This window comes from Alphaproteobacteria bacterium, from assembly GCA_025210155.1.
Classification (GTDB): Bacteria; Pseudomonadota; Alphaproteobacteria; order Rs-D84; family CASDRH01; genus JAOASE01.
On sequence record JAOASE010000011.1, the window covers coordinates 54479 to 73495 of the forward strand.

At 27.6% G+C, this 19017-nt stretch carries 23 protein-coding genes and 1 tRNA gene; 2 read left to right on the forward strand and 22 right to left on the reverse strand.

Annotation, left to right across the window (positions count from 1 at the left end):
- A complete protein-coding gene (locus tag N4A44_04610) occupies nucleotides 1-465 on the forward strand; it encodes a GtrA family protein (GenBank protein MCT4552923.1) in 465 nt (154 codons plus the stop codon).
- On the opposite strand, the gene N4A44_04615 is transcribed toward N4A44_04610, so the two are convergent.
- From N4A44_04615 to N4A44_04700, 18 genes are all read right to left on the reverse strand, one after another.
- Nucleotides 462-1199, reverse strand: coding sequence for a polyprenol monophosphomannose synthase (locus tag N4A44_04615; GenBank protein MCT4552924.1), 738 nt, complete (start codon nucleotides 1197-1199; stop codon nucleotides 462-464). The two genes, N4A44_04610 and N4A44_04615, sit on opposite strands and share 4 nt — an antisense overlap.
- 347 nt (nucleotides 1200-1546) lie before the next feature.
- Nucleotides 1547-1741: a hypothetical protein gene (locus N4A44_04620; GenBank protein ID MCT4552925.1), complete on the reverse strand. Its 195-nt coding sequence runs from the start codon at nucleotides 1739-1741 to the stop codon at nucleotides 1547-1549.
- Between the two features lie 10 nt (nucleotides 1742-1751).
- Complete coding sequence (locus N4A44_04625) at nucleotides 1752-2585, reverse strand: hypothetical protein (protein ID MCT4552926.1); 834 nt, start codon at nucleotides 2583-2585, stop codon at nucleotides 1752-1754.
- Between the two features lie 114 nt (nucleotides 2586-2699).
- On the reverse strand, nucleotides 2700-3164 hold the full coding sequence (locus N4A44_04630) for a hypothetical protein (GenBank protein ID MCT4552927.1): 465 nt from the start codon (nucleotides 3162-3164) through the stop codon (nucleotides 2700-2702).
- 88 nt (nucleotides 3165-3252) lie between these two features.
- Complete coding sequence (locus N4A44_04635) at nucleotides 3253-3501, reverse strand: hypothetical protein (protein MCT4552928.1); 249 nt, start codon at nucleotides 3499-3501, stop codon at nucleotides 3253-3255.
- 283 nt (nucleotides 3502-3784) lie between these two features.
- The gene (locus tag N4A44_04640) at nucleotides 3785-5569 is read right to left on the reverse strand and encodes a DUF2326 domain-containing protein (GenBank protein ID MCT4552929.1); all 1785 of its coding nucleotides are present in this window, start codon (nucleotides 5567-5569) and stop codon (nucleotides 3785-3787) included.
- A complete protein-coding gene (locus N4A44_04645; GenBank protein ID MCT4552930.1) occupies nucleotides 5569-5808 on the reverse strand; it encodes a hypothetical protein in 240 nt (79 codons plus the stop codon). Before N4A44_04645 ends, N4A44_04640 begins: the two co-directional genes overlap by 1 nt.
- Before the next feature lie 5 nt (nucleotides 5809-5813).
- Nucleotides 5814-6737 (reverse strand): hypothetical protein, encoded by a 924-nt coding sequence (locus N4A44_04650; GenBank protein MCT4552931.1) that lies wholly within the window; start codon nucleotides 6735-6737, stop codon nucleotides 5814-5816.
- An 81-nt stretch (nucleotides 6738-6818) separates the two neighbouring features.
- Nucleotides 6819-7280 carry a hypothetical protein gene (locus tag N4A44_04655; GenBank protein MCT4552932.1) on the reverse strand — a complete coding sequence of 154 codons (462 nt, stop codon included), beginning with the start codon at nucleotides 7278-7280 and terminating at the stop codon, nucleotides 6819-6821.
- Nucleotides 7281-7583: 303 nt separating this feature from the next.
- Nucleotides 7584-8105 carry a hypothetical protein gene (locus N4A44_04660; GenBank protein MCT4552933.1) on the reverse strand — a complete coding sequence of 174 codons (522 nt, stop codon included), beginning with the start codon at nucleotides 8103-8105 and terminating at the stop codon, nucleotides 7584-7586.
- Nucleotides 8106-8238: 133 nt separating this feature from the next.
- Entirely contained in the window at nucleotides 8239-8451 is a 213-nt protein-coding gene (locus tag N4A44_04665) for a hypothetical protein (GenBank protein MCT4552934.1), read from the reverse strand.
- A 2-nt stretch (nucleotides 8452-8453) separates the two neighbouring features.
- On the reverse strand, nucleotides 8454-8672 hold the full coding sequence (locus N4A44_04670) for a DNA-binding protein (GenBank protein MCT4552935.1): 219 nt from the start codon (nucleotides 8670-8672) through the stop codon (nucleotides 8454-8456).
- Between the two features lie 81 nt (nucleotides 8673-8753).
- On the reverse strand, nucleotides 8754-9476 hold the full coding sequence (locus N4A44_04675; protein MCT4552936.1) for a hypothetical protein: 723 nt from the start codon (nucleotides 9474-9476) through the stop codon (nucleotides 8754-8756).
- The gene (locus N4A44_04680) at nucleotides 9476-10543 is read right to left on the reverse strand and encodes a site-specific integrase (protein MCT4552937.1); all 1068 of its coding nucleotides are present in this window, start codon (nucleotides 10541-10543) and stop codon (nucleotides 9476-9478) included. The genes N4A44_04675 and N4A44_04680 overlap by 1 nt, the downstream gene beginning before the upstream one ends.
- Before the next feature lie 3 nt (nucleotides 10544-10546).
- The gene (locus N4A44_04685; protein MCT4552938.1) at nucleotides 10547-10906 is read right to left on the reverse strand and encodes a hypothetical protein; all 360 of its coding nucleotides are present in this window, start codon (nucleotides 10904-10906) and stop codon (nucleotides 10547-10549) included.
- A 336-nt stretch (nucleotides 10907-11242) separates the two neighbouring features.
- Nucleotides 11243-12844, reverse strand: coding sequence for an RNA-directed DNA polymerase (locus tag N4A44_04690; GenBank protein ID MCT4552939.1), 1602 nt, complete (start codon nucleotides 12842-12844; stop codon nucleotides 11243-11245).
- Between the two features lie 314 nt (nucleotides 12845-13158).
- Nucleotides 13159-13246 (reverse strand) — tRNA-Ser (locus N4A44_04695).
- A 125-nt stretch (nucleotides 13247-13371) separates the two neighbouring features.
- Nucleotides 13372-13866 carry a thermonuclease family protein gene (locus N4A44_04700; GenBank protein ID MCT4552940.1) on the reverse strand — a complete coding sequence of 165 codons (495 nt, stop codon included), beginning with the start codon at nucleotides 13864-13866 and terminating at the stop codon, nucleotides 13372-13374.
- Between the two features lie 139 nt (nucleotides 13867-14005).
- Between N4A44_04700 and N4A44_04705 the strand changes: the two genes are divergently transcribed.
- Nucleotides 14006-14998, forward strand: a complete 993-nt coding sequence (locus N4A44_04705) for a hypothetical protein (GenBank protein ID MCT4552941.1) — start codon at nucleotides 14006-14008, stop codon at nucleotides 14996-14998.
- Nucleotides 14999-15041: 43 nt separating this feature from the next.
- On the opposite strand, the gene N4A44_04710 is transcribed toward N4A44_04705, so the two are convergent.
- The 4 genes from N4A44_04710 to N4A44_04725 form a co-directional block, all read right to left on the reverse strand.
- Entirely contained in the window at nucleotides 15042-16076 is a 1035-nt protein-coding gene (locus N4A44_04710; protein ID MCT4552942.1) for a hypothetical protein, read from the reverse strand.
- A gap of 120 nt (nucleotides 16077-16196) precedes the next feature.
- Nucleotides 16197-16646 (reverse strand): 3-hydroxyacyl-ACP dehydratase FabZ, encoded by a 450-nt coding sequence (gene fabZ / locus N4A44_04715; protein ID MCT4552943.1) that lies wholly within the window; start codon nucleotides 16644-16646, stop codon nucleotides 16197-16199.
- Nucleotides 16647-16720: 74 nt separating this feature from the next.
- Nucleotides 16721-17773, reverse strand: a complete 1053-nt coding sequence (gene lpxD, locus N4A44_04720) for a UDP-3-O-(3-hydroxymyristoyl)glucosamine N-acyltransferase (protein MCT4552944.1) — start codon at nucleotides 17771-17773, stop codon at nucleotides 16721-16723.
- A gap of 38 nt (nucleotides 17774-17811) precedes the next feature.
- Nucleotides 17812-18960, reverse strand: coding sequence for a hypothetical protein (locus N4A44_04725; protein MCT4552945.1), 1149 nt, complete (start codon nucleotides 18958-18960; stop codon nucleotides 17812-17814).
- Nucleotides 18961-19017: the final 57 nt, after the last annotated feature.

Here is a 19017-nt window from a genome sequence, read left to right on the forward strand (position 1 = left end):
ATGAAAAGATTTTTAAAATTCATGATTGTCGGTGGAACTGGCACAATAATAAACCTAATTATATTTATAATCTTCAATAATTATATAGGTCTACATTATATGCTAAGCTCCACTCTATCATTTATAGTAGCAGCAACATCAAACTATATCTTCAACAAACTATGGGTATTCTCTGATCGTGGATACGAGCATTCAAAAAAACTTTACCTAAAATTCATGGCTATATCAACAGCCTCTCTAAGTATAAACTTACTAGCACTATTTATAGCAAACCACTATATAATACCTAGCCTAATACATATTAAAATTGTAGATTTTATAATTTTATTTACAGCCGATATACTTAACGTAAAAACTATCTCTAAAATAGTAGAGTTATACGCTCAAGTATTCGGAATAGGAGTTGCTATGTTATTCAACTTCTTCGGAAATAATTTAATAACGTTTAAGGAAAAATTAAGTTAGTTACCTAACATACTTCTAAATTTCTTTCTAGAAAAACCCATAACGAAAACTTTTAATAAAGCTTCTATAAAGATCTTCTTACTCATCTTAGATTGACCAACACGTCTATCTTCAAAAACAATAGGAGTTTCTTTTATCTTAAGCTTACCTAAAGCACAACGCCATTTCATTTCTATTTGAAAACAATATCCATTAGAAACAATAGATTTTAAATTAATCTTACCAAGAGCTTTTTTAGAATAACAGTTATATCCACCTGTCAAATCTCTAACTCTAGTTAGCAATAAAGTTCTAGCATATATAGAACCTCCAAGAGAAATCATACGTCTAATCAAACCCCAATTTTTAACAGCACCACCTTTTACATATCTACTGCCAATAACTAAGTCATTAGTTTTAATATCTTCTAACATAGTCTTAATATATTTAGGATCATGAGAAAAGTCAGCATCTTGAGAAATAAACACTTCATATCCTTTTTCTAATCCCCATTCGAAACCTTGAATATAAGCAGTACCTAAACCAAGCTTCCCTGCTCTATGCATAACATGAAGCCTACCATTATATTTATTAGATGCGATAAGTTCATCAACAACTTCACCAGTTCCATCTTTTGAATTATCATCAACGATTAAAATATCAATATCCAAACCTAAATCAAAATCAGCTTGAATAATTTCTCTAATATTTCCTAATTCATTATAAGTAGGTATTACAACTAAATTCTTTCCCATGAACTTTCTCCAATAATAATTTCTTTATACAGCTGATAGTAAAACCAACTCCAAACAATGTCAATCTATTTTTAATAGAAATTATTAATTAAAATCCCAAGAAAATAAAAAAAATCCCCGAAAAAATCCGAGAACATAAGAATGGCGGAGAGGGTGGGATTCGAACCCACGGTAGGTTGCCCTACGCCGGTTTTCAAGTCCCATGGAAATAAAAAACTTACAACAAACAAGAACAAACAATAATAATAAAATCAAAGACTTACAAAATTATTATTTATTCTCCATATTTACTATTTTTTCTCATTTATTAGCTCTACTGTCCCACCAGTGTCCCATTAAATTATATTTTATTTTTTAGAACCAATCTTTTCTTCATTGAATTTCTTTTCAATTTTCACTTCAATATCTCTCAAAACTCCAAATATAAGAAATAGTAGACCAACAATCATTGGTAAAAAATTATCAATAATTAATGAATTTGGCACAAATAAATTTAACATACCTATTCCCAAAAATATTATTCCTAATATATAACTAATCATTTTCATCTCCTTATCTTATTATATTATCCCAATTATCTTTTATTAAGCTTGATAACTTATATAAATTTAATATTGATAAATAAGCCTCACTTTCAGATATTATTGTTTCTTCTCCATGAGCTGCATTATCTCTAAACTTTTTTATATAAAATGATAATGCCTCATACATATCTTGAATATTCTTATCAGTTCTTCCTAATGTACAGTCTCTTATTTCTTTTAATTTCCCAGTGTTGGAATATATTTCAATAGCACGATTTAACTTTTCAGTTTTAGTTTTTTTACTAGCTATTGCCAACAATATAGCTTCAGATGCGGAACCTGTCATTACACAACTTGCTGTATAAAAATTTTGTTCATAAGTATTTATAGCCTCTAAAGATCTTTGATAAAATGCATTACCAAATAATTCCTTAAATTCACCAAATATTTTAGAAAATTTTGAAGTAGTTATAAATAAAATATCATCTTTATTTTCAAACCACTTTTTACCCATAGATGTTAACGAATATCCATGATTTAATGTATTTGAATTAACACTCTGATAACTTGAAACTATAGATGTCTCATTAGGTCTTAAAATACCCTTATTTGTTAATAACCATAATGCGTCTAAAAATTGAGGATATAAAAATTTTAATTCCCTATATTGGGTAGCTGGTGATTGTGATAATGTAATCCCATTATTATTACAGTACCATTTAACTAAATATGGCAACCATAAATCAAATCCACAATTCCTATTTGTAGATATATTTATTACACCACTTTGTATCATCTCTATAATAAAATCAACACACTCATCTATAGATAATTTTTCTTTTACGTCATGCACATTTACCATAATCTAAACCCTTATTAGTTAATATAAAAAGACTACTCTTGTATTCTTAAAAAAACAAGGAGATTATTTTCTTCTTTAGAATTTTTATTAAAAAATCATAACACTTGATAAATACTAAAATTCATCTGGATCCAAATTGGTTAATAAATTAAATCTCGTTACTATACCAGATTTATACCTCAATTTATTAGAACTCAGTACAGCATATCTTACTTTATTAGAATTCAACATTCCCAAAATAAAATCACAAGCTTCTTTAGGAAGAAATAAGTTAATTCTAATACAATCCTTCATATCATCTATAAGACCTATAAAACTCCTCTCTTTATCTTCGTTTAAATCATACCTTGAATAAATCTTAAGTTCTATATCCTTAGCTTCTGAAATTTTCAATCTATCTGGTAATTCTCCAATCTTCCCTTTCAAAATTATTGAAAGTCTTTGGTAATAAGATATAAACTCCCAATCATTATTACGATAAATTCCTTGATTAGTTCCAAATCCATAATAAGCTTCCCAATCATCTACCTCGAAAAACCAACTAAACCATTCATCTTTTATTTTTCTCTCTTTAGGCATATCTACAACCCCTTAATATTAAAGAGAAACAAATCTCAAATACTAAAAAGAAGAAAGAGTTTTCCATAAGAAAAACTCAGATTCAAATTTAATGACAAGTAATATACATTTCTTCTATAATATCATTACCCATAATATCTTGCATACCTCTAACATCGTCAGTTCTATAACCTTTAGGACAAAGTATTTCAGCCTGTTGTTTGCAAGCATTTGCATTACTAGACATTTCACAATTTATCTTATACTGAGCTGGAGTACCACTGTTCAATTTCAAAACAGTAGGTGCACAAGCCGTCAAAGATAAAATTAAAGATATCATTAATATATTTTTATTCATAATTAAACTCCTTTCTATTAAAAAAGTCTACTAAGTAATAGTAGACTGGGAGTTCGTAACTGCGTAAAGACAGTGCCGGTATTTAGTGCAAGCACCTGGACATTCCCTAACCTCCCAGTCTGATAAAGACTAGAAAGGCAGGTTTTTGATTTCGGTCTGACCCTAAGGTTCTGCATTCAGACCGCTTTACGAGAGGCTACGAAACCCCAATCGAATAATACTACTCGACATAAAAATAGTGTACCATCGGTACACTATTTAATCAAGCGTTTTATTTCTTTTATTACCATTCAGGAAGATTGAACAATCTTCCACTATCTCCACTTTCATCCAAAGTCTTTACAATATGAAAAATAGATGACAAATCTTCTATTTCATCCCCATTTAATTTTTTATTAGGAATATCTGAAGATATTGATGATATTATTATTTGTATATTATATTCATTACAATACCTAATTATTAAATCTAATATTTTTTCCTTTTTTCTAGGTTCCAAAGTTTCAAACAAACCATCTAAATAAGTAAAATGTAAAAACTTATAATCTTTATAGTGTCTTAAAATGGATAAAACAAAAGCTATACATAAAATTTTTCCATAAGTATTACCATCATCTTCAGATGTATTTTTACCATCTTTTGTTATAAACTTTGCAGAAAAACTAGGATTACCCGTATCTGCAGGCTTCATAGAAATAATAGCATTCTTATCCAAAACCTCAGAAACAATTTCTGAAAAAATCGTTCTAATTTTTGTATACTCTTCATTATTAGTATCTCTTTTTATATCTTCAATAAGAGAGTTTCTTACTGATATTAAACCATCTTTTTCCCTTTCCAAAATTCCAAGCTTTATAATATTTTCCTTTAATTCATTTAAGCTTATTAATTCCATTTTTTTATCAGATAAAAAGCCTTGTAATTTTTTATACTTATTTATAATATCCTTAGAATTTAAAATATTTATATATCTAGTTTTTTCATCATCTAATTCTTTTAACTTGTTTTCAACGACCCCCAACTCCTCTTCTGAATTTTTTAATTCGATCTTAAGCTGTTTATTTCTTTCCATCGTAATAGATTTATTAAAAGCTAATAATTCTTCATATGATTTTCTAATCTGACTACTAAAACAAATACCACTCTCCATAAAAAGACTCTCAGCATTTTTTAATGAAAACTTTGTTTTTGAGCTAGAGATAGATTTTTTTAAATCATAAATTTTATTTGTTATAACATATCTCTTTCTAGAAAATTCTAAAATATTTTTTTCTATATTTTCTATAAGATCTGTATTAACTTCTTTTTCCAAATTATAAAACTTAAGATTATCAAGTTCTTCTTCCTTTTTAGATATATCCTTTTCTAAATATAAAATTTTTCCCTGCACTACATCAATATCATCCTCATTTATTAATGTTTTTAATCCCCTTATTTTACTATTAATATTTTCTATATTCTCATTTTCATCATAAATATTTAATAAAATATTATGGTTAAATCCTAACAAAGATAATAAATGAGGCTTCCATTCTTTATCTAAAATATTAGTATCCATTTTAAATGGGTTTTCAAAATTATTTTGAAGCCTTATAAGATAACCTAATGTTTTCCTATAAGAAAAATCATTTAATGATTGAACATTCAAAAAGCCTCTAATTATACTCTTAGCATTATCAATTGATATTTTATAATGATCAAACTCTCTTTCTTCCAAGTTTATAAAATATTGATGTTTAGTATCTGATCTTTTTATACTTATTTTAGACTGATTTTCTACTCCTCTTATTATTGTAACATACTCACCATCACCTACCTTCAATTCTAATGCAAATATAAGCTCCTCAAATACATCTTTATGCTCTATAAGAAAAATATTATTTTTATTAAGTTTTTTCAAAAAACAAAAATCTAAAAGTTTTGCAAAAGTTGTCTTTCCTAAATTATGGCTATCTCTTTCTTTATTTAAAAAATCTTTAATATTAGCTAAAACAAGATTTAACCCATCTTCAAAAAAAAGATCTTCAAAAACATCTGGTTTATTACAATATAATTTTGATAATCTCATTATTCCCCCACATACTCAATATTATCACCATTCACTCTATATTCAATTAGACCTAATAAAAATAAAAAGCCCAAACTCTCTATAAAAAGAATCTCACCAACAGTTCCATATTCTTTTTTAATTTTTTCTTTTATTTCATCCAATTCTAAAATCCTAACTTGTCTCAACTTCTTTAATATAAACAAGCTAATTGATAATAAATTTTTATCTGGATTCATATGTTTATTAGGTAAAAGCATTTTCTTTATTTTTTCCCTATATCACAATGATAATACATATAATATACAAAAGTTTTTGTTAATAATTTATTACTACTAAAAACATTATCTCTTTCAAAGAAGTAATCTAAAATAGCTTCAAAAACCAAATCAAAAGATTTAGAAGAGGATAACATAGCCACTTTAGTATCTATACCATCAATAACATCATTATATAATTTTTGTTCCTCAGGACCTTCTAAAAAATTTTTTATTTTATAAAAATTATGAAGATATTTCTCTTTTATTTTATCTGAATAATATTCAGATAAATTATTTATTTTATTTTTTTCATCAAATTTAATTCTTTCCCCAATTACAGGTATCAATTTATCAGAACTAAATTCTTTTTTAAAACCTATTAAAAGATCTTTTAAATCAGAAAAATCTATCTTTAAATTATCAAACGGTCTAATAAATTCAATTTTATCTTGAATTTTAGGAAATTCAAAAAGCCAATCATCCATCTCTTCCGTTCCAAATAAATGAATATTAGACTCACTAATACCAACTTTATTTGAAATATATTTTTTAATATCCATTTCAGATATACTAGATAAGCGCCTATTTGCAAATAAAAAGTAATGATCTAATTTTTTAGCATCATATAATTTTTTAATACGAATTATTTCTTTATTTATAATTGATGAATTATTCTTAAAAAAGTCATTATCTGAAAAAGTAGAATTTTTATTAATAGTATGCTTAGCCTGAATTACCATCTTTCCACTCATTGTACTCTTACTACTAGGATATAATTCAGAAACACCTTCAAAAAAAGCATCTCTACCACCATCTTTTCCTTTTGAGAATTTTTTAACACCAGGACCTAAAAGGTTATAACATATGTTATATACAATATCTTCAAAAACACCATCATCATATTCAGAATACAATATCTTCTGACTCATAAGTCCCTCCTACACTAAAAACTAAACCTTCTATTTTTCATAAAAATAATATAACATATATAAACATCCTTTTAAAGAATTTTATGAACCTTTTTTTAACCTAAAATCTCCCAAAATGCTCGCATGTCCATCTCTTTCAACAAAAACCTTTTTAAATATCTCAATTTGATCCTCTATTCCAAAATATGTCTTATTCTCATAACATACTTCACCAATATACATTTCCCATTCTTCCCAACCAATTTTATGCTGATTATCAAACACTAATCTAGCTAAGTCTAACTCTGCTTTCGAAGCCTTTATTAAATTATCCCACTTCAAAAATCCAACCATACAAGCTATAATATGTTGAGCCTTCATCAAAGTAAAATTCTCTTCATCTATATCATAAGATAAAACAACTGTATCTATATCAAAATATTTTGGAGTGTATTCATACAAAACTCCACTAGCAACCTCATCAAAATAAGGTTTTTTGGTTTCAAAATCTTTGTAAAGTTTCTTAGCTTGAAGTTTGAAATATTGAATATTTGCATTTGTCATAATAACATAATCCTTATAATTTATTTAAGCTTATTATCCATATATTTTGCGTTCGTAACCTATTTTTAGATAATAATCTTAAATCAGGTTATATTATTTTATGTTGGTTGATAAAAGTATCTTTACACGAACGAGTAAGCTAACCAACTAGCGATGAAAATATTATATTACATAGCATATTTTTAAGCAAGGTTAAAGTTGTATCATCGTCCCGACTCAAGCTTTTTTATTTTTCTAAAAAGTAGTACTGCTATATAAAAAACCAACTACTTTTTTATCGAAAAACTAAAAAAGAAAATTAACTTAATGATAAATTTCATTACAAGTTACAAGTCTGGAAAAATCAACTTTTTTTCCTTTAAAATCAAGCTCTTTCATTAGATAAATAATCAATTTATCTGAGTAAACTTCCTTAGCAAAAATCTCGCGCGCGTACATACGCCTGCGTATATGTGTCGGAAAACTATCTATTTTTTTACATCCAAAAAAAGAATTATACCTAATAATATCTTGAATATCCTTTAGCTTTTTATCAAACATCTCAAGAGAAATATCTCTTATATTTAAAATAATATGAGTATGATACATATCATATCTTCCCTTTTCTATAACTATAAAAAATCGTAAAGAATTTTTTATCCAATGCCTTCCAAGTACTCTACGATTTAAAACCCTCATTATCCATCTTACTTCTTCTTTTAAAAATTCCTCACTCTTAACTTCATTATAATACCTAATTGTTAAAAATACTATTTTACCATTATCAAAATCTATAATATCCTTTAACCAACGATTAATCACTGCATAATTATTACTAACTTGCATAACACATATCCTTCTAATTTTAGATTAAACAACTTATATAAAAACCAAGCCAATCCTTTTCTAAGCTAATATATAAATCTATGTAATAAGATCACCGGTGATAAATATGTTTAAATTTTATTTCCATTCGGAATTATTTCGATAAATTTTTAGAGAACTGTTCTCTAAGTACCCTTTTAGCACTTTCAGTTAAATTCTTTTTTTGATAGGGATTTTTACCGAAACGAAATTCATGCAATGAACAACCTTTAACAGGACAAAGTTGCACTTCTTTAGAGCTATTAAAACAACAGTCTAAGCACTTCACTCTAATTGCTTTAAGAGGCGTATTTTTTTTCTTCTTCATAATTACACCTCTAAGCTCTTTTTATCAATCCATTGAAAAAAAGCATCAACATCTATAAGAATCTTTTTACCAATTCTTTTAAGAACTTTTTGTTCATCCATACCATTTAATTTAGAATTAAAAATATAACCTCTTATTGATCCATGTGAAAAAGCCGGAAAACTTTCCACAAATTGTTTTACAGTCATCAGACTTGATACTGTGATTTGATTATTTTTCATAACAATCCTCTCTTTTTTTTAAATAAGAATTAATTTTCCTATTTACTAAAAAGAGTAAAACACGAATTAATGTTTAATTCATTAACTCTCTTTCCCTAAATTTTGGGAAAATCTAGCATAATTTTTTTTATAATAATTATATGCATTTAAAAATAATTTAGAATTACGATCTAATCTAAAAAATTTATGCATTAAAAATATATATTCTTTAAAGAATACTTCATTATTCTTAGACTCTCTTAAATTAGGTTTTCTATCAGATAATAAAATATAAATAGAAATAAGAATATCCAAAAAACCTTCTTTAGAAACTCTATTAATCTTAATCTTTGACGGGTATTTCTTTTCAGCCCTTCTACAAACCTCTTCCCAATACTTAATATCATTCTCAATTTTAGTTGATATAAACTGCATTCTATCTTTCCTTAAACGGAAATGAGAATTCCTAATTAAATCTATATCCATAGAATTCAAATTAGAAATTTTATCATTAAGATTTTTAAAAGCATTTTCTAACTGTTTTATTTTTCTAGCAGGTTCCTTTTCTTCAAAGTCTTCCTGATTATAATAATCTCTAAAGACATAAGAATTCAAACCTCTCAAAATATTCAAATATGCTAAATTAATATCTATTTTACCCTCATTTAAAGTTATTTTCTTAAGTAAATTTAAACATTCCCCTTCTATACTTTTCAACTCTACATTTGGTAAAGAATTCTTTAATTCATAAACTTCATATTCCAAATCTTCTTTAGAAAAATTCTTATATTTTAAATGAGTAAAACAAAACTGCTGTAGATCCATTATCTATCCCCAAACATTTTTTGATTCATTCTTTCAACAACAGAGCTTGTATGACTTTCAGATAAATGAGAATATCTCTTAACCATTTGCAATGTCTTATGACCTAATATCTCTGCAATTTCAGATGGAGTAGCTCCATTCATAGCCAAATAACTTGCTGCAGTATGCCTTAAATCATGAAATCTAAAATTCTTAATATCAGCTTTCTTTAAAGAAGTTTCCCAACTATCCCTAATTTGAATAGGAACCTTTTTATCTTTAATAGATGGAAAAACTAAATTACTCTCATAATCTCGCTTATTATAAAGATCTTTTACCATCTCTAAAGCCTTACCCTTTAAAGGAAGAACTCTTTTCTCTCCATTCTTTGTCTCAAATAAAACAATCTTATTCCCCTTAATATCTACATTACTCCATTCTAAATTCAATATCTCACCTTGCCTAGCCCCAGTAGATAGAGCAATCATAACAATTACTTCTAAATAGGGACTCTTACTCTGAGAAACAACTTCTAATAGTCTTACCCTCTCATCATCTGAAAGATATCTGACAACACCTTTAGGCTCTTCTAAATTAGATATTTTATTAAATGGATTACTCTCCAATAAATTCCACTCATTAACAGCTATACTAAAACAATGACTCAAAGCTGAAGTATATCTATTAACCGTTGAAAAAGATCTCTTCTCTCCATTCTTTTTAGGTATATCCAACAGCTTTTGTCTAGCTTTAACAAGAGCTGAAGAATTCAGTTCTAACAACAACACATAACCTATAGTCTTTTTCCACCATTCTAACTTAGCTTTAACATCTTCCAACCTCTTAGGTTTATTAACAAGATATTCATCAATATACTTATCTATAAGCTGAGATAGATTAAACTTTTTAGCATTAGAATGAGAAAAATATTTTCCCCTTCTTATATCAGCCTCTGTTTGCTGAGCCCATAACCTAGCATCTGTAAGTCTTTCAAAACTAGCCGTTTCTTGAGGCTTCCCTTTTATTCTTATACGAACTCTATATGAAAACTTATTATTTCCCAATGGTCTCTTTTCTATCGTCGCCATAATCTACTCCCAAATTTTCTTATGTGTTATTTCTAAAATTTCATATTTTTTTATCTTTAAACCATTTTTAATATCATCAAAAAAAACTACATTAAAATTAGACTCTAACTCATTTAATTTAGTATCATAAATTTTTGAAACATAATATTTATCTCCAAAGTAAACCAATATTTCTTTTTTATCACCAATCTCCTCTAATACAGAATATTTTTTTTGAAGATAAGTAGGTTGAAGAATAAATATGATTAAAGAAAAGAATATAAATTTTGAAAACTTTTCTTCTTTTATATTTTCTAAAAATGAATTTAAATAAATTGCTATTGTATAACCTATACTAAGATTTCCTAAAATTTCATTTTTCAAAAAAACTCCTAACAAAATAATAAAAATAGGACTTAATAAAATTAAATAACTCCAAAAAACACTTTTAAACATATTTGAGAGTTTTAAAGAAAATAAATATAAGAAATAAACTAAAAAAATTATTATAAAACTTTTTCCCAATATAAGTAAACAATCATTATATGTTATTTTTATTAAATAAAAAGGTATATCAAATTTAACAATAATATTTTGCCTATAATGAATATATGTCTTTAAATAGACTATTCCTAAAATAAATAAAGGTAAAATAACACCTAGATAATTAGAATTTAGTATTCTTTTCATCTTTTCTTCCATAACGACTCCTAAATATTTTTAAAAAGGGATTTCCTCAATATCATCATCAATAGACTCAACTTCAATAAATTTCATAAAGTTAATATTATTATCTTTCATAAACTTAAATTCCTTACCCATAACTCCCTTGTATGGATTTCCAATAATTCCATTAAAAAACAACTCATATTCCAACAACCAATAAGAATTTTCAAAGTTCATATATTCTATAACATCATCATCATTCTTATTTTGAATAGAAGATCTATAATATTTTTTTAATACATCTATATCCCGACTCTTATTATCGGATTTAAAATAATAAAATATCATCAATAATGATAAACAGTCCTTCATTTTAAATTTATTATTTTTATAAAAATTATCTGAGTTAATCCAAAAATCATATTTAATAGATAAATATAAACACCAAACAAAAACATCTATCTGTTGTTTCTCAACACTAGAAATAATAAGCTTATCTATATATAAATTCATAGATATATCATGAACCCCAAATTTTTCAAAAAAAACATCTAACAAGGATATCAAATATGGATACTTAAATATCATTTGTATTAAGCTTTTTAATATAAAATTATATTTTTGATCATCCATATCTTCTACAGTATTTAAAAGAGTTTTCATTCCAAACTTATATACTTTACCAAAATTTAAAACGGAATGTTTATGTAATAAATCTATAAATAACTTTATAGATGTCTCCTCATCTTTCAAATCAAAATTTTTAATATCATAAATCCAATTTTCATAAAAAGTATTAGGAATACTTTCTACAGAGAATTTAAAGTCATTTAAAGATAATTTATATTTATATAATTCTCTCCTTAAAATATTTCTAAATTTTTCAACTTCCAAATCATCTTTAGCATAAAAAACATAATCATCAATAAACCTATAATAATTTTCAAATTCATCTCTTAGAACACTATCTATCTTGGAGAGTAAAATATCTGCTATCACATAAGAAGTATCTGGTCCTATAGGAATTCCGTAACTTTCTCTACTATCTAAATTCATAATAGTATTTTCTAACTTATTATTAAATAATTCAGTATTATTTCTATGTTTTTTAGCTTCACTTTTTCCTAAAATAGCCCAGGATATAGAGTGTGAATAAATTGAATCATAAAATTTAGTTATATCAAATTTAACTTTATATTTAGAAAATAATTTATAATCTAAATCAAAATCTTCTTCAAAATATTTATAAGAAGACATATCAAACAATCTACCATCTTTTTTCATAGACACTAAATTAGGATTAACTTCACCAGTCCCCATATATTCCCAATTCTTTTTAAAATACTCATACAAGTCACTTTCCCAATAAAAAGATATACAATTCACCAAATCAAAATATGCTAAAAAATTAGGTATTTTAAGACCTCTAACTTCATTTTTATCTCTAGTTAAAGGAAAATAAAGAGATAAAGTAGAGTTATTTTTCAATAAAGATATATAATTTTCAAAATCTATTTTCCTATAGTAAACATTTCCAAAATTCTCAGAGTTGAAACAAGGAGGTAAATGTTCTGGAAATAAACCATATTTCAATAGTCTTGAAGCTAAATCATGTCTATTAGAAACATATCTAATATTATTATTATAAGAACTCATAAAAACCAACCTTTCCATTTTCTTAATTAAACTCTATAACTATCCTCCACAAAAGTCAACACTGGAGAAAAAACCGATGAATAAAACCCTAAAACATTATACTATTCAAGACATTCATAAACAAATATGAAATTCATGGGACAATTACGGGACAAATATCTTAACAAACACCAGAGACAAACAAGGAGTTTATTACTACTCATTCTTCTTATTTATTGCAGTTTTTTATTTTCAACTGTCCCACGAGTGTCCCAGAGACATAAAAAAAGAGCTTAAAGAAAATTCTCAATCTTCCTTAAACCCTTGTAAAATAATGGCGGAGAGGGTGGGATTCGAACCCACGGTAGGTTGCCCTACGCCGGTTTTCAAGACCGGTACATTCGACCACTCTGTCACCTCTCCATTCCAACAATGTAATCAAAACTAAACTCATTAATTTTGATAAGACTGATAATACATATAAAAAAATTAAAATCAAGTTTTTTTTTAACAATTTTTCAAAAAAACAAAAAATAGCTAATAAAAGACTAATCACACCAATTTTTCAACTTCCTACCTCCATTATAAGAAACTGCTAAATCAGTCTTCAGCATCTCTCCAGCAACATTCACAACATCATTTCCTAAAAACTCTCCATCAGAAAAATAAACATTAGCATCAATCCTATTGCCATACTTATCCTTCTTTACCCCATTTATAAAAAATTTCTTACCCTGCTTCTCCGCAGATAATAAAATCCCCTTCATAAATTTAGTAGCCTCTCTTGCCAACACCTTTTCATCATCGCACCTAGCGTTACCACCCTTCTCAGGAGTATCAATCCCAATAAGCCTAATATTAATTTTCTCAGACAAAGTATTAGTATAATAAATCTCCACAAACAAAGTATCACCATCCACCACATCAAGCACATCTATATGATAAACATTTTTAGATACATCATTATACTTCCCCTTCTTAGCAACAGCCTCAAAAGAGAATAAACAAAAACAAATAAATAGAACTAAACAATTTCTACCCATAATAAACCTCTCCCACAACAACACAACCTCAGATAAACCAAAATTATAATAACACTACTTTTGATTGCATTCAAGACGAAACTATTCTTAAAGAAAAAGCTTTGACATTATCGTATTAAAAAGCTAAACTCACAACATTATGGAGAAAAAATATTTAACATTAATAGACGGTTCTGGATATATATTCCGCGCCTATTTCGCAATCAAAAGACTAGAAGGCGTAAACGCAATTTTCGGCTTCTGCTCTATGCTACTAAAAGTACTTGAAGAAAAAGTAAATCACAACGATACTGGCCACATAGAAAACGAAAAAATCATAATAGTTTTCGATGCCGCTAGAAAAAACTGGCGTAACGAAGTATATGATCAATACAAAGCAAATCGTACTGATTTACCAGATGATCTAAAACCTCAATTCAAACCAATCAAAGAGTGTGCTGAAGCCTTCGGTCTACCAACAATAGAAATGGAAGGATACGAAGCTGACGACATCATAGCAACATACGCTGAGCAAGCTAAAAACAATGGTTACATAACAAGAATTATCTCATCAGATAAAGACCTTATGCAATTAGTAGAAGATAATAGCGTCTACATGTACGACTCTATGAAAGATAAAAAAGTTGATGAAGCAGCTGTTTTTGAAAAATTCGGAGTATCACCTAAGCAAGTTCCTGACGCACAAGCTCTTATAGGAGATAGCTCAGATAATATTCCAGGAGTTCCAAACATTGGTCCCAAAAAAGCTGCAAAGCTTATACAAGAATTCGGCTCTATAGAAAATATGATTTCTAACATAGAAGGTATAGATAATGCCAAAACAAAAGAAACTGTAAAGGACAATATAGATAATGCTGAAGTTTCTAAAAAGCTTGCAACACTTATAAGAGACATAGATCTAGAAACTCACATCAACGATGTTCCTCACGCAGTTATAAACGCAACAGGACTAAAGAAAATCATTGAAACTTTTAACTTCAGAGAACTTGAAAGAAGATTTGAAAACACTATTAAAAAGTTCCAAGACACTTACGGAAACGAAGGTTTCGATAATAAAGATGTTGAACTAAACGTTCCTGAAGAAATAACAATCTTCAAAAAAGAAAAACCTCAACAAGGTGATTTATTTTAAAAAGAAAGGAGTTAATTAAAACTCCTTTTTTATTTTACACTGATTATTTTTTACAAGATTTTTTAACAGCTCTTTTACATTGTCTCTTTTCTTTTCCAGACATGCTATTACAACCTTTTTCAGCATAACCATCAGCAATACATTTCTTCTTCAACTCTCTCTTATAAGAACCTCTAGGATTTCCTGCTTTATCAAATTTCTTAACAGCATCAACTTCACCATCCTTATAAGTAGTAACTGTTTTTCCTTTTGAATTATTCTCTGTTTTTTCAATATAATCTTTACAATCTACATCCCCAATTTCACAATCATAAGAAGATAATCTATCACCTTTATGTCTAATAGACTCAACAACTTCACCTTCTTCTGTTATAACTCTAATAAGCCCTTCTTTATCTTCCTCTTTCTCAAAAGAAATACCATCACCATAAGTACCTTTAGTATCTATAAGCTCTTTACCACCTGATAATTTTTCTTTATAAAAATAATCACCATCAGAATCTCTTAAATAATGTTTAGTCTTATCTTTATATTCAACTTCTCTAACATTTTCAGATTTAAATTCTTCACCTGAGTAATTCTTTTGATATTTAACTTTCTTTTGCCACTTATTATCTTTACCTCTGATAATTCTAGTAACTTCACCATCTTCAGAAATAGTTTCTTTTGAAAACCCACCTTTTTCTAAATTTTCAAATCTAACCTTACTACCATTTCTCTTATCATACTCAGACTCAATTAATTTATTATCAGAATCTGTAGTTCTATAACCTCTTGTACCTGTTTTAGTAACAGTCTCAACATTACCATCTTCATCTTTTTTAACTTTAGTATTTCTATGACTACCGTCTTTAGAATATCTATTTTCAGATTCAATAGTTCCCTCTAGTTTTTCACCAGAATAAACAGCCTTTTTAATATCAAGACCGTCATGAGTTTTCCCATCAACTTCCTCTAAAACTTGAATTGCAACTTTTTCATTCTTATTAGTCTTTTTCTTTTCATCATCATTTCCATCTGCATAAGCATTTGAAGTAACTAAAAAACCTGCCAATAATAATAAAGATATTTTATTCATAATCCTTCTCCATAAAATAATTACGTATGAAAATATGATACCACAAAAATATAACCAATACAAACAAATAAAAAAGAGGTTAAATTAAAACCTCTCTTTCATAAATATCTTTGATAAAGCTTATTTTTTCATTGGAACTTTCATAGCAGACAATTCACAAGAAACACAAAGTTCTCCGTCCACTTCACCCCAACATTTAAACTTACTCATAGGACCTTTTTCTGTTATGATTTCAACATGTAATTTCAACACATCACCAGGAACAACTTGTCTTTTAAACTTAGCTTTGTCAGTTCCTGCTAGTAAAATTAATGTATCATCTGGATTTTCCATAACATCTTTTCCAACACAAACTGCAGTTTGAGCCAAGGCTTCTAACATAAGAAAGCCAGGAAAAGTAGCTCTACCAGGAAAATGTCCATTAAAAACTTCTTCATTAGCTGTAACACATTTAGTACCAGTAGCACTCACACCTCTTTCTGTAATTTCCACTTTATCTATTAATAAAAATGGATATCTGTGAGGTACTAGCTTTTTAATTCCTTCAATATCATATTTTACAGTAGTCATAATAAACCCTTTTTCTACTTTTTTGTATTCTTAACTATGCATTATTATATATTTTAAAAAGCATATTGCAAGAATTATTTTTTTCTTTTAATTAAACCTCTCAAAGCGGCTGTTTGTCTCAAATAATCTCTTTTATTTGTCGCAGGAAGCCCCCAAACACTAGAGCCTGAAGAAACGTTTCCTATCACACCAGACATACCACCAATATTAGCACCATCTTCTATCTTAAGATGCCCAGATATAGCCGTATTTCCACCGACAAGAACAAATGAACCCATCTCAACAGAACCTGCAATACAACAACCTCCAGCTAAAATAGAATGTTTTCCAATATTAACATTATGAGCAATCTGACATAAATTATCTATTTTAACACCATCTGAAATCTTACTATCTTCAAACACACCTCTATCAATACATGTATTAGCACCAATTTCAACAAAATCACCTAAAATAACAGATCCTGTATGAATAACTCTAACATGCCCTCTAGCATCAGACGCCCAACCAAAACCAACAGTACCTAATCTAGCACCTTCATCTATAACACAATAATTACCTAATATAGAATATCTAATAGTTGCGCCATCTCTAATAATAGATCCATCGCCTATTTCAACACCAGCACCAATAACAACGTTATTTCCTATAACGACGTTCTTACCTATCTTAACATTCTTTTCTATAACTGAAAAATGACCTATAGCAACACTATCTTTTTCAACGAATTCAACAGAAGAATCTACAAAAGATCTTTCTGATATTGATTTTTCAACTAAAGATAAATCTTGAACAAAATGTTCTTGTAACTTAATAAATGATTTTTTAGGACTTTCCGAAATAAATACAGCTATATTTGTATCTTTAAATAAATCTTTATTAGAATCTCTTACAATAATAGCTGAAGCCTTTAATTCCGAAATATAAGCCATATATTTATCTCTAGAAAGCTCTGAAGAAGCTCCCACACCATCAAGATAAACTATATCACCCTCTTTATTATTTCTTAAATCACCTAAAGAAAAAATCTCTACAGAATCACATTTTTGATAAGCTTCAACCGAAGCAATTCTTTTGATATCATCAGAAAACAACTTGTACTTGCCAAGCCCAAAAAATTTATTCATAACTAAAACCTTTCTTGTAAAAAGTTATCTAAATACAACTAATAGCAATATTCTAAACTTTTTTCAAGGTTTTTAATATGAGAGATCATATTTATATCGTATCTTCTACCTAATATATTATCATATCTGTATACAACTTCAAAATCATCTTCACCTATAACAGAAAAAAGCTTTCTAAATATTTCTAATTCAGAATTTATATAGTCTTGATTTTTACAAACGCAACCATCTTTTGAATTAAAGATAATTCTTTCTTCATCTTCAGATCTATAATACTTAGAAATATCTTCCATATCATAAAACATACAGAAGCCTTGAACTTCTTCACCTTTAATATCATTAACTAAATAATCATATCTTGAAGAATAAGAGGCACCATCTCTTCTAAATTCATTAGACAAAGAAGACTCACAACAAGCTTTAGAAACTTCTAAAAGATTTGTATAGCTTTCATTAACTGGTTCTAAAATATCATTTATTAATTCTTCTTTAGACGATAAATCAACCTTTTTATTAGAAGATTTTTCTTCATCTAGAATTTTTTTTAATTCATTCAAATCCTTAACAAATTTACTATCCTTAGAAGCATCAACTGACATAGAAGATCTTCTAGAAACTTTAAATATTGGCTTGTATTTCTTCAAAACTGTTTTAAATTTACTAGTATCAACTTCTTCATAAACTTCTTCTTCAACCTCAGAATTCTTAGAAACTTCAGCATCAGTTACTTCTTCATCTGCTTCAATCTTTCCAGGATTAGCTAATTTATCTAGCTCATCCTCAAGCTGATCCATTCTTTCCAAAGCCATATCCATAGCAGCATCTTTTTCTTCTGCCATATCATCACAATCTTTTTCTTTAATAATAGGAGTCTTTTCAACAGATAGAACTTCCATTCTTTCTTCAACTACAACATTAGCAGTTTCATCAGAAGATTTACCTTCAAAGAACTTATCCATAGCATCACTATCTTCTTCAGACACCTCTTCTATATCATCAGAAATTTCATTAACTTCCACAGCTTCAGTATCTGTCTTTTCTGGAACTTCAGCAACATCTACAGTCTCAACTTCTTCAACCTCAGTTTCTGTTACAGGTTCGTCGAAATCAACACCTGAGTAAGATATACTTACAGGAAAAGTGAACGAAAATAACGCTAAAAATAAAATGTTTCTACTAGTCTTCATAACAAAAAACTCCCCCATTTTTACTAAATTATAGCAAATTCAGAGGGAGCTTTCAAC

What these genes read in the sequence shown, in the direction of transcription:
- N4A44_04670 (MCT4552935.1), bottom strand. Translation starts at nt 8,672, where the DNA reads ATGAAAAATAATCAAATCACAGTATCAAGTCTGATGACTGTAAAACAA.
- N4A44_04700 (MCT4552940.1), bottom strand. Translation starts at nt 13,866, where the DNA reads ATGGGTAGAAATTGTTTAGTTCTATTTATTTGTTTTTGTTTATTCTCT.
- N4A44_04680 (MCT4552937.1), bottom strand. Translation starts at nt 10,543, where the DNA reads ATGGCGACGATAGAAAAGAGACCATTGGGAAATAATAAGTTTTCATAT.
- N4A44_04660 (MCT4552933.1), bottom strand. Translation starts at nt 8,105, where the DNA reads ATGCAAGTTAGTAATAATTATGCAGTGATTAATCGTTGGTTAAAGGAT.
- N4A44_04690 (MCT4552939.1), bottom strand. Translation starts at nt 12,844, where the DNA reads ATGAGTTCTTATAATAATAATATTAGATATGTTTCTAATAGACATGAT.
- N4A44_04655 (MCT4552932.1), bottom strand. Translation starts at nt 7,280, where the DNA reads ATGACAAATGCAAATATTCAATATTTCAAACTTCAAGCTAAGAAACTT.
- N4A44_04640 (MCT4552929.1), bottom strand. Translation starts at nt 5,569, where the DNA reads ATGAGATTATCAAAATTATATTGTAATAAACCAGATGTTTTTGAAGAT.
- N4A44_04710 (MCT4552942.1), bottom strand. Translation starts at nt 16,076, where the DNA reads ATGAATAAAATATCTTTATTATTATTGGCAGGTTTTTTAGTTACTTCA.
- N4A44_04665 (MCT4552934.1), bottom strand. Translation starts at nt 8,451, where the DNA reads ATGAAGAAGAAAAAAAATACGCCTCTTAAAGCAATTAGAGTGAAGTGC.
- N4A44_04705 (MCT4552941.1), top strand. Translation starts at nt 14,006, where the DNA reads ATGGAGAAAAAATATTTAACATTAATAGACGGTTCTGGATATATATTC.
- N4A44_04675 (MCT4552936.1), bottom strand. Translation starts at nt 9,476, where the DNA reads ATGGATCTACAGCAGTTTTGTTTTACTCATTTAAAATATAAGAATTTT.
- N4A44_04650 (MCT4552931.1), bottom strand. Translation starts at nt 6,737, where the DNA reads ATGAGTCAGAAGATATTGTATTCTGAATATGATGATGGTGTTTTTGAA.
- N4A44_04645 (MCT4552930.1), bottom strand. Translation starts at nt 5,808, where the DNA reads ATGCTTTTACCTAATAAACATATGAATCCAGATAAAAATTTATTATCA.
- fabZ (MCT4552943.1), bottom strand. Translation starts at nt 16,646, where the DNA reads ATGACTACTGTAAAATATGATATTGAAGGAATTAAAAAGCTAGTACCT.
- N4A44_04725 (MCT4552945.1), bottom strand. Translation starts at nt 18,960, where the DNA reads ATGAAGACTAGTAGAAACATTTTATTTTTAGCGTTATTTTCGTTCACT.
- N4A44_04610 (MCT4552923.1), top strand. Translation starts at nt 1, where the DNA reads ATGAAAAGATTTTTAAAATTCATGATTGTCGGTGGAACTGGCACAATA.
- lpxD (MCT4552944.1), bottom strand. Translation starts at nt 17,773, where the DNA reads ATGAATAAATTTTTTGGGCTTGGCAAGTACAAGTTGTTTTCTGATGAT.
- N4A44_04625 (MCT4552926.1), bottom strand. Translation starts at nt 2,585, where the DNA reads ATGGTAAATGTGCATGACGTAAAAGAAAAATTATCTATAGATGAGTGT.
- N4A44_04615 (MCT4552924.1), bottom strand. Translation starts at nt 1,199, where the DNA reads ATGGGAAAGAATTTAGTTGTAATACCTACTTATAATGAATTAGGAAAT.
- N4A44_04620 (MCT4552925.1), bottom strand. Translation starts at nt 1,741, where the DNA reads ATGATTAGTTATATATTAGGAATAATATTTTTGGGAATAGGTATGTTA.
- N4A44_04630 (MCT4552927.1), bottom strand. Translation starts at nt 3,164, where the DNA reads ATGCCTAAAGAGAGAAAAATAAAAGATGAATGGTTTAGTTGGTTTTTC.
- N4A44_04635 (MCT4552928.1), bottom strand. Translation starts at nt 3,501, where the DNA reads ATGAATAAAAATATATTAATGATATCTTTAATTTTATCTTTGACGGCT.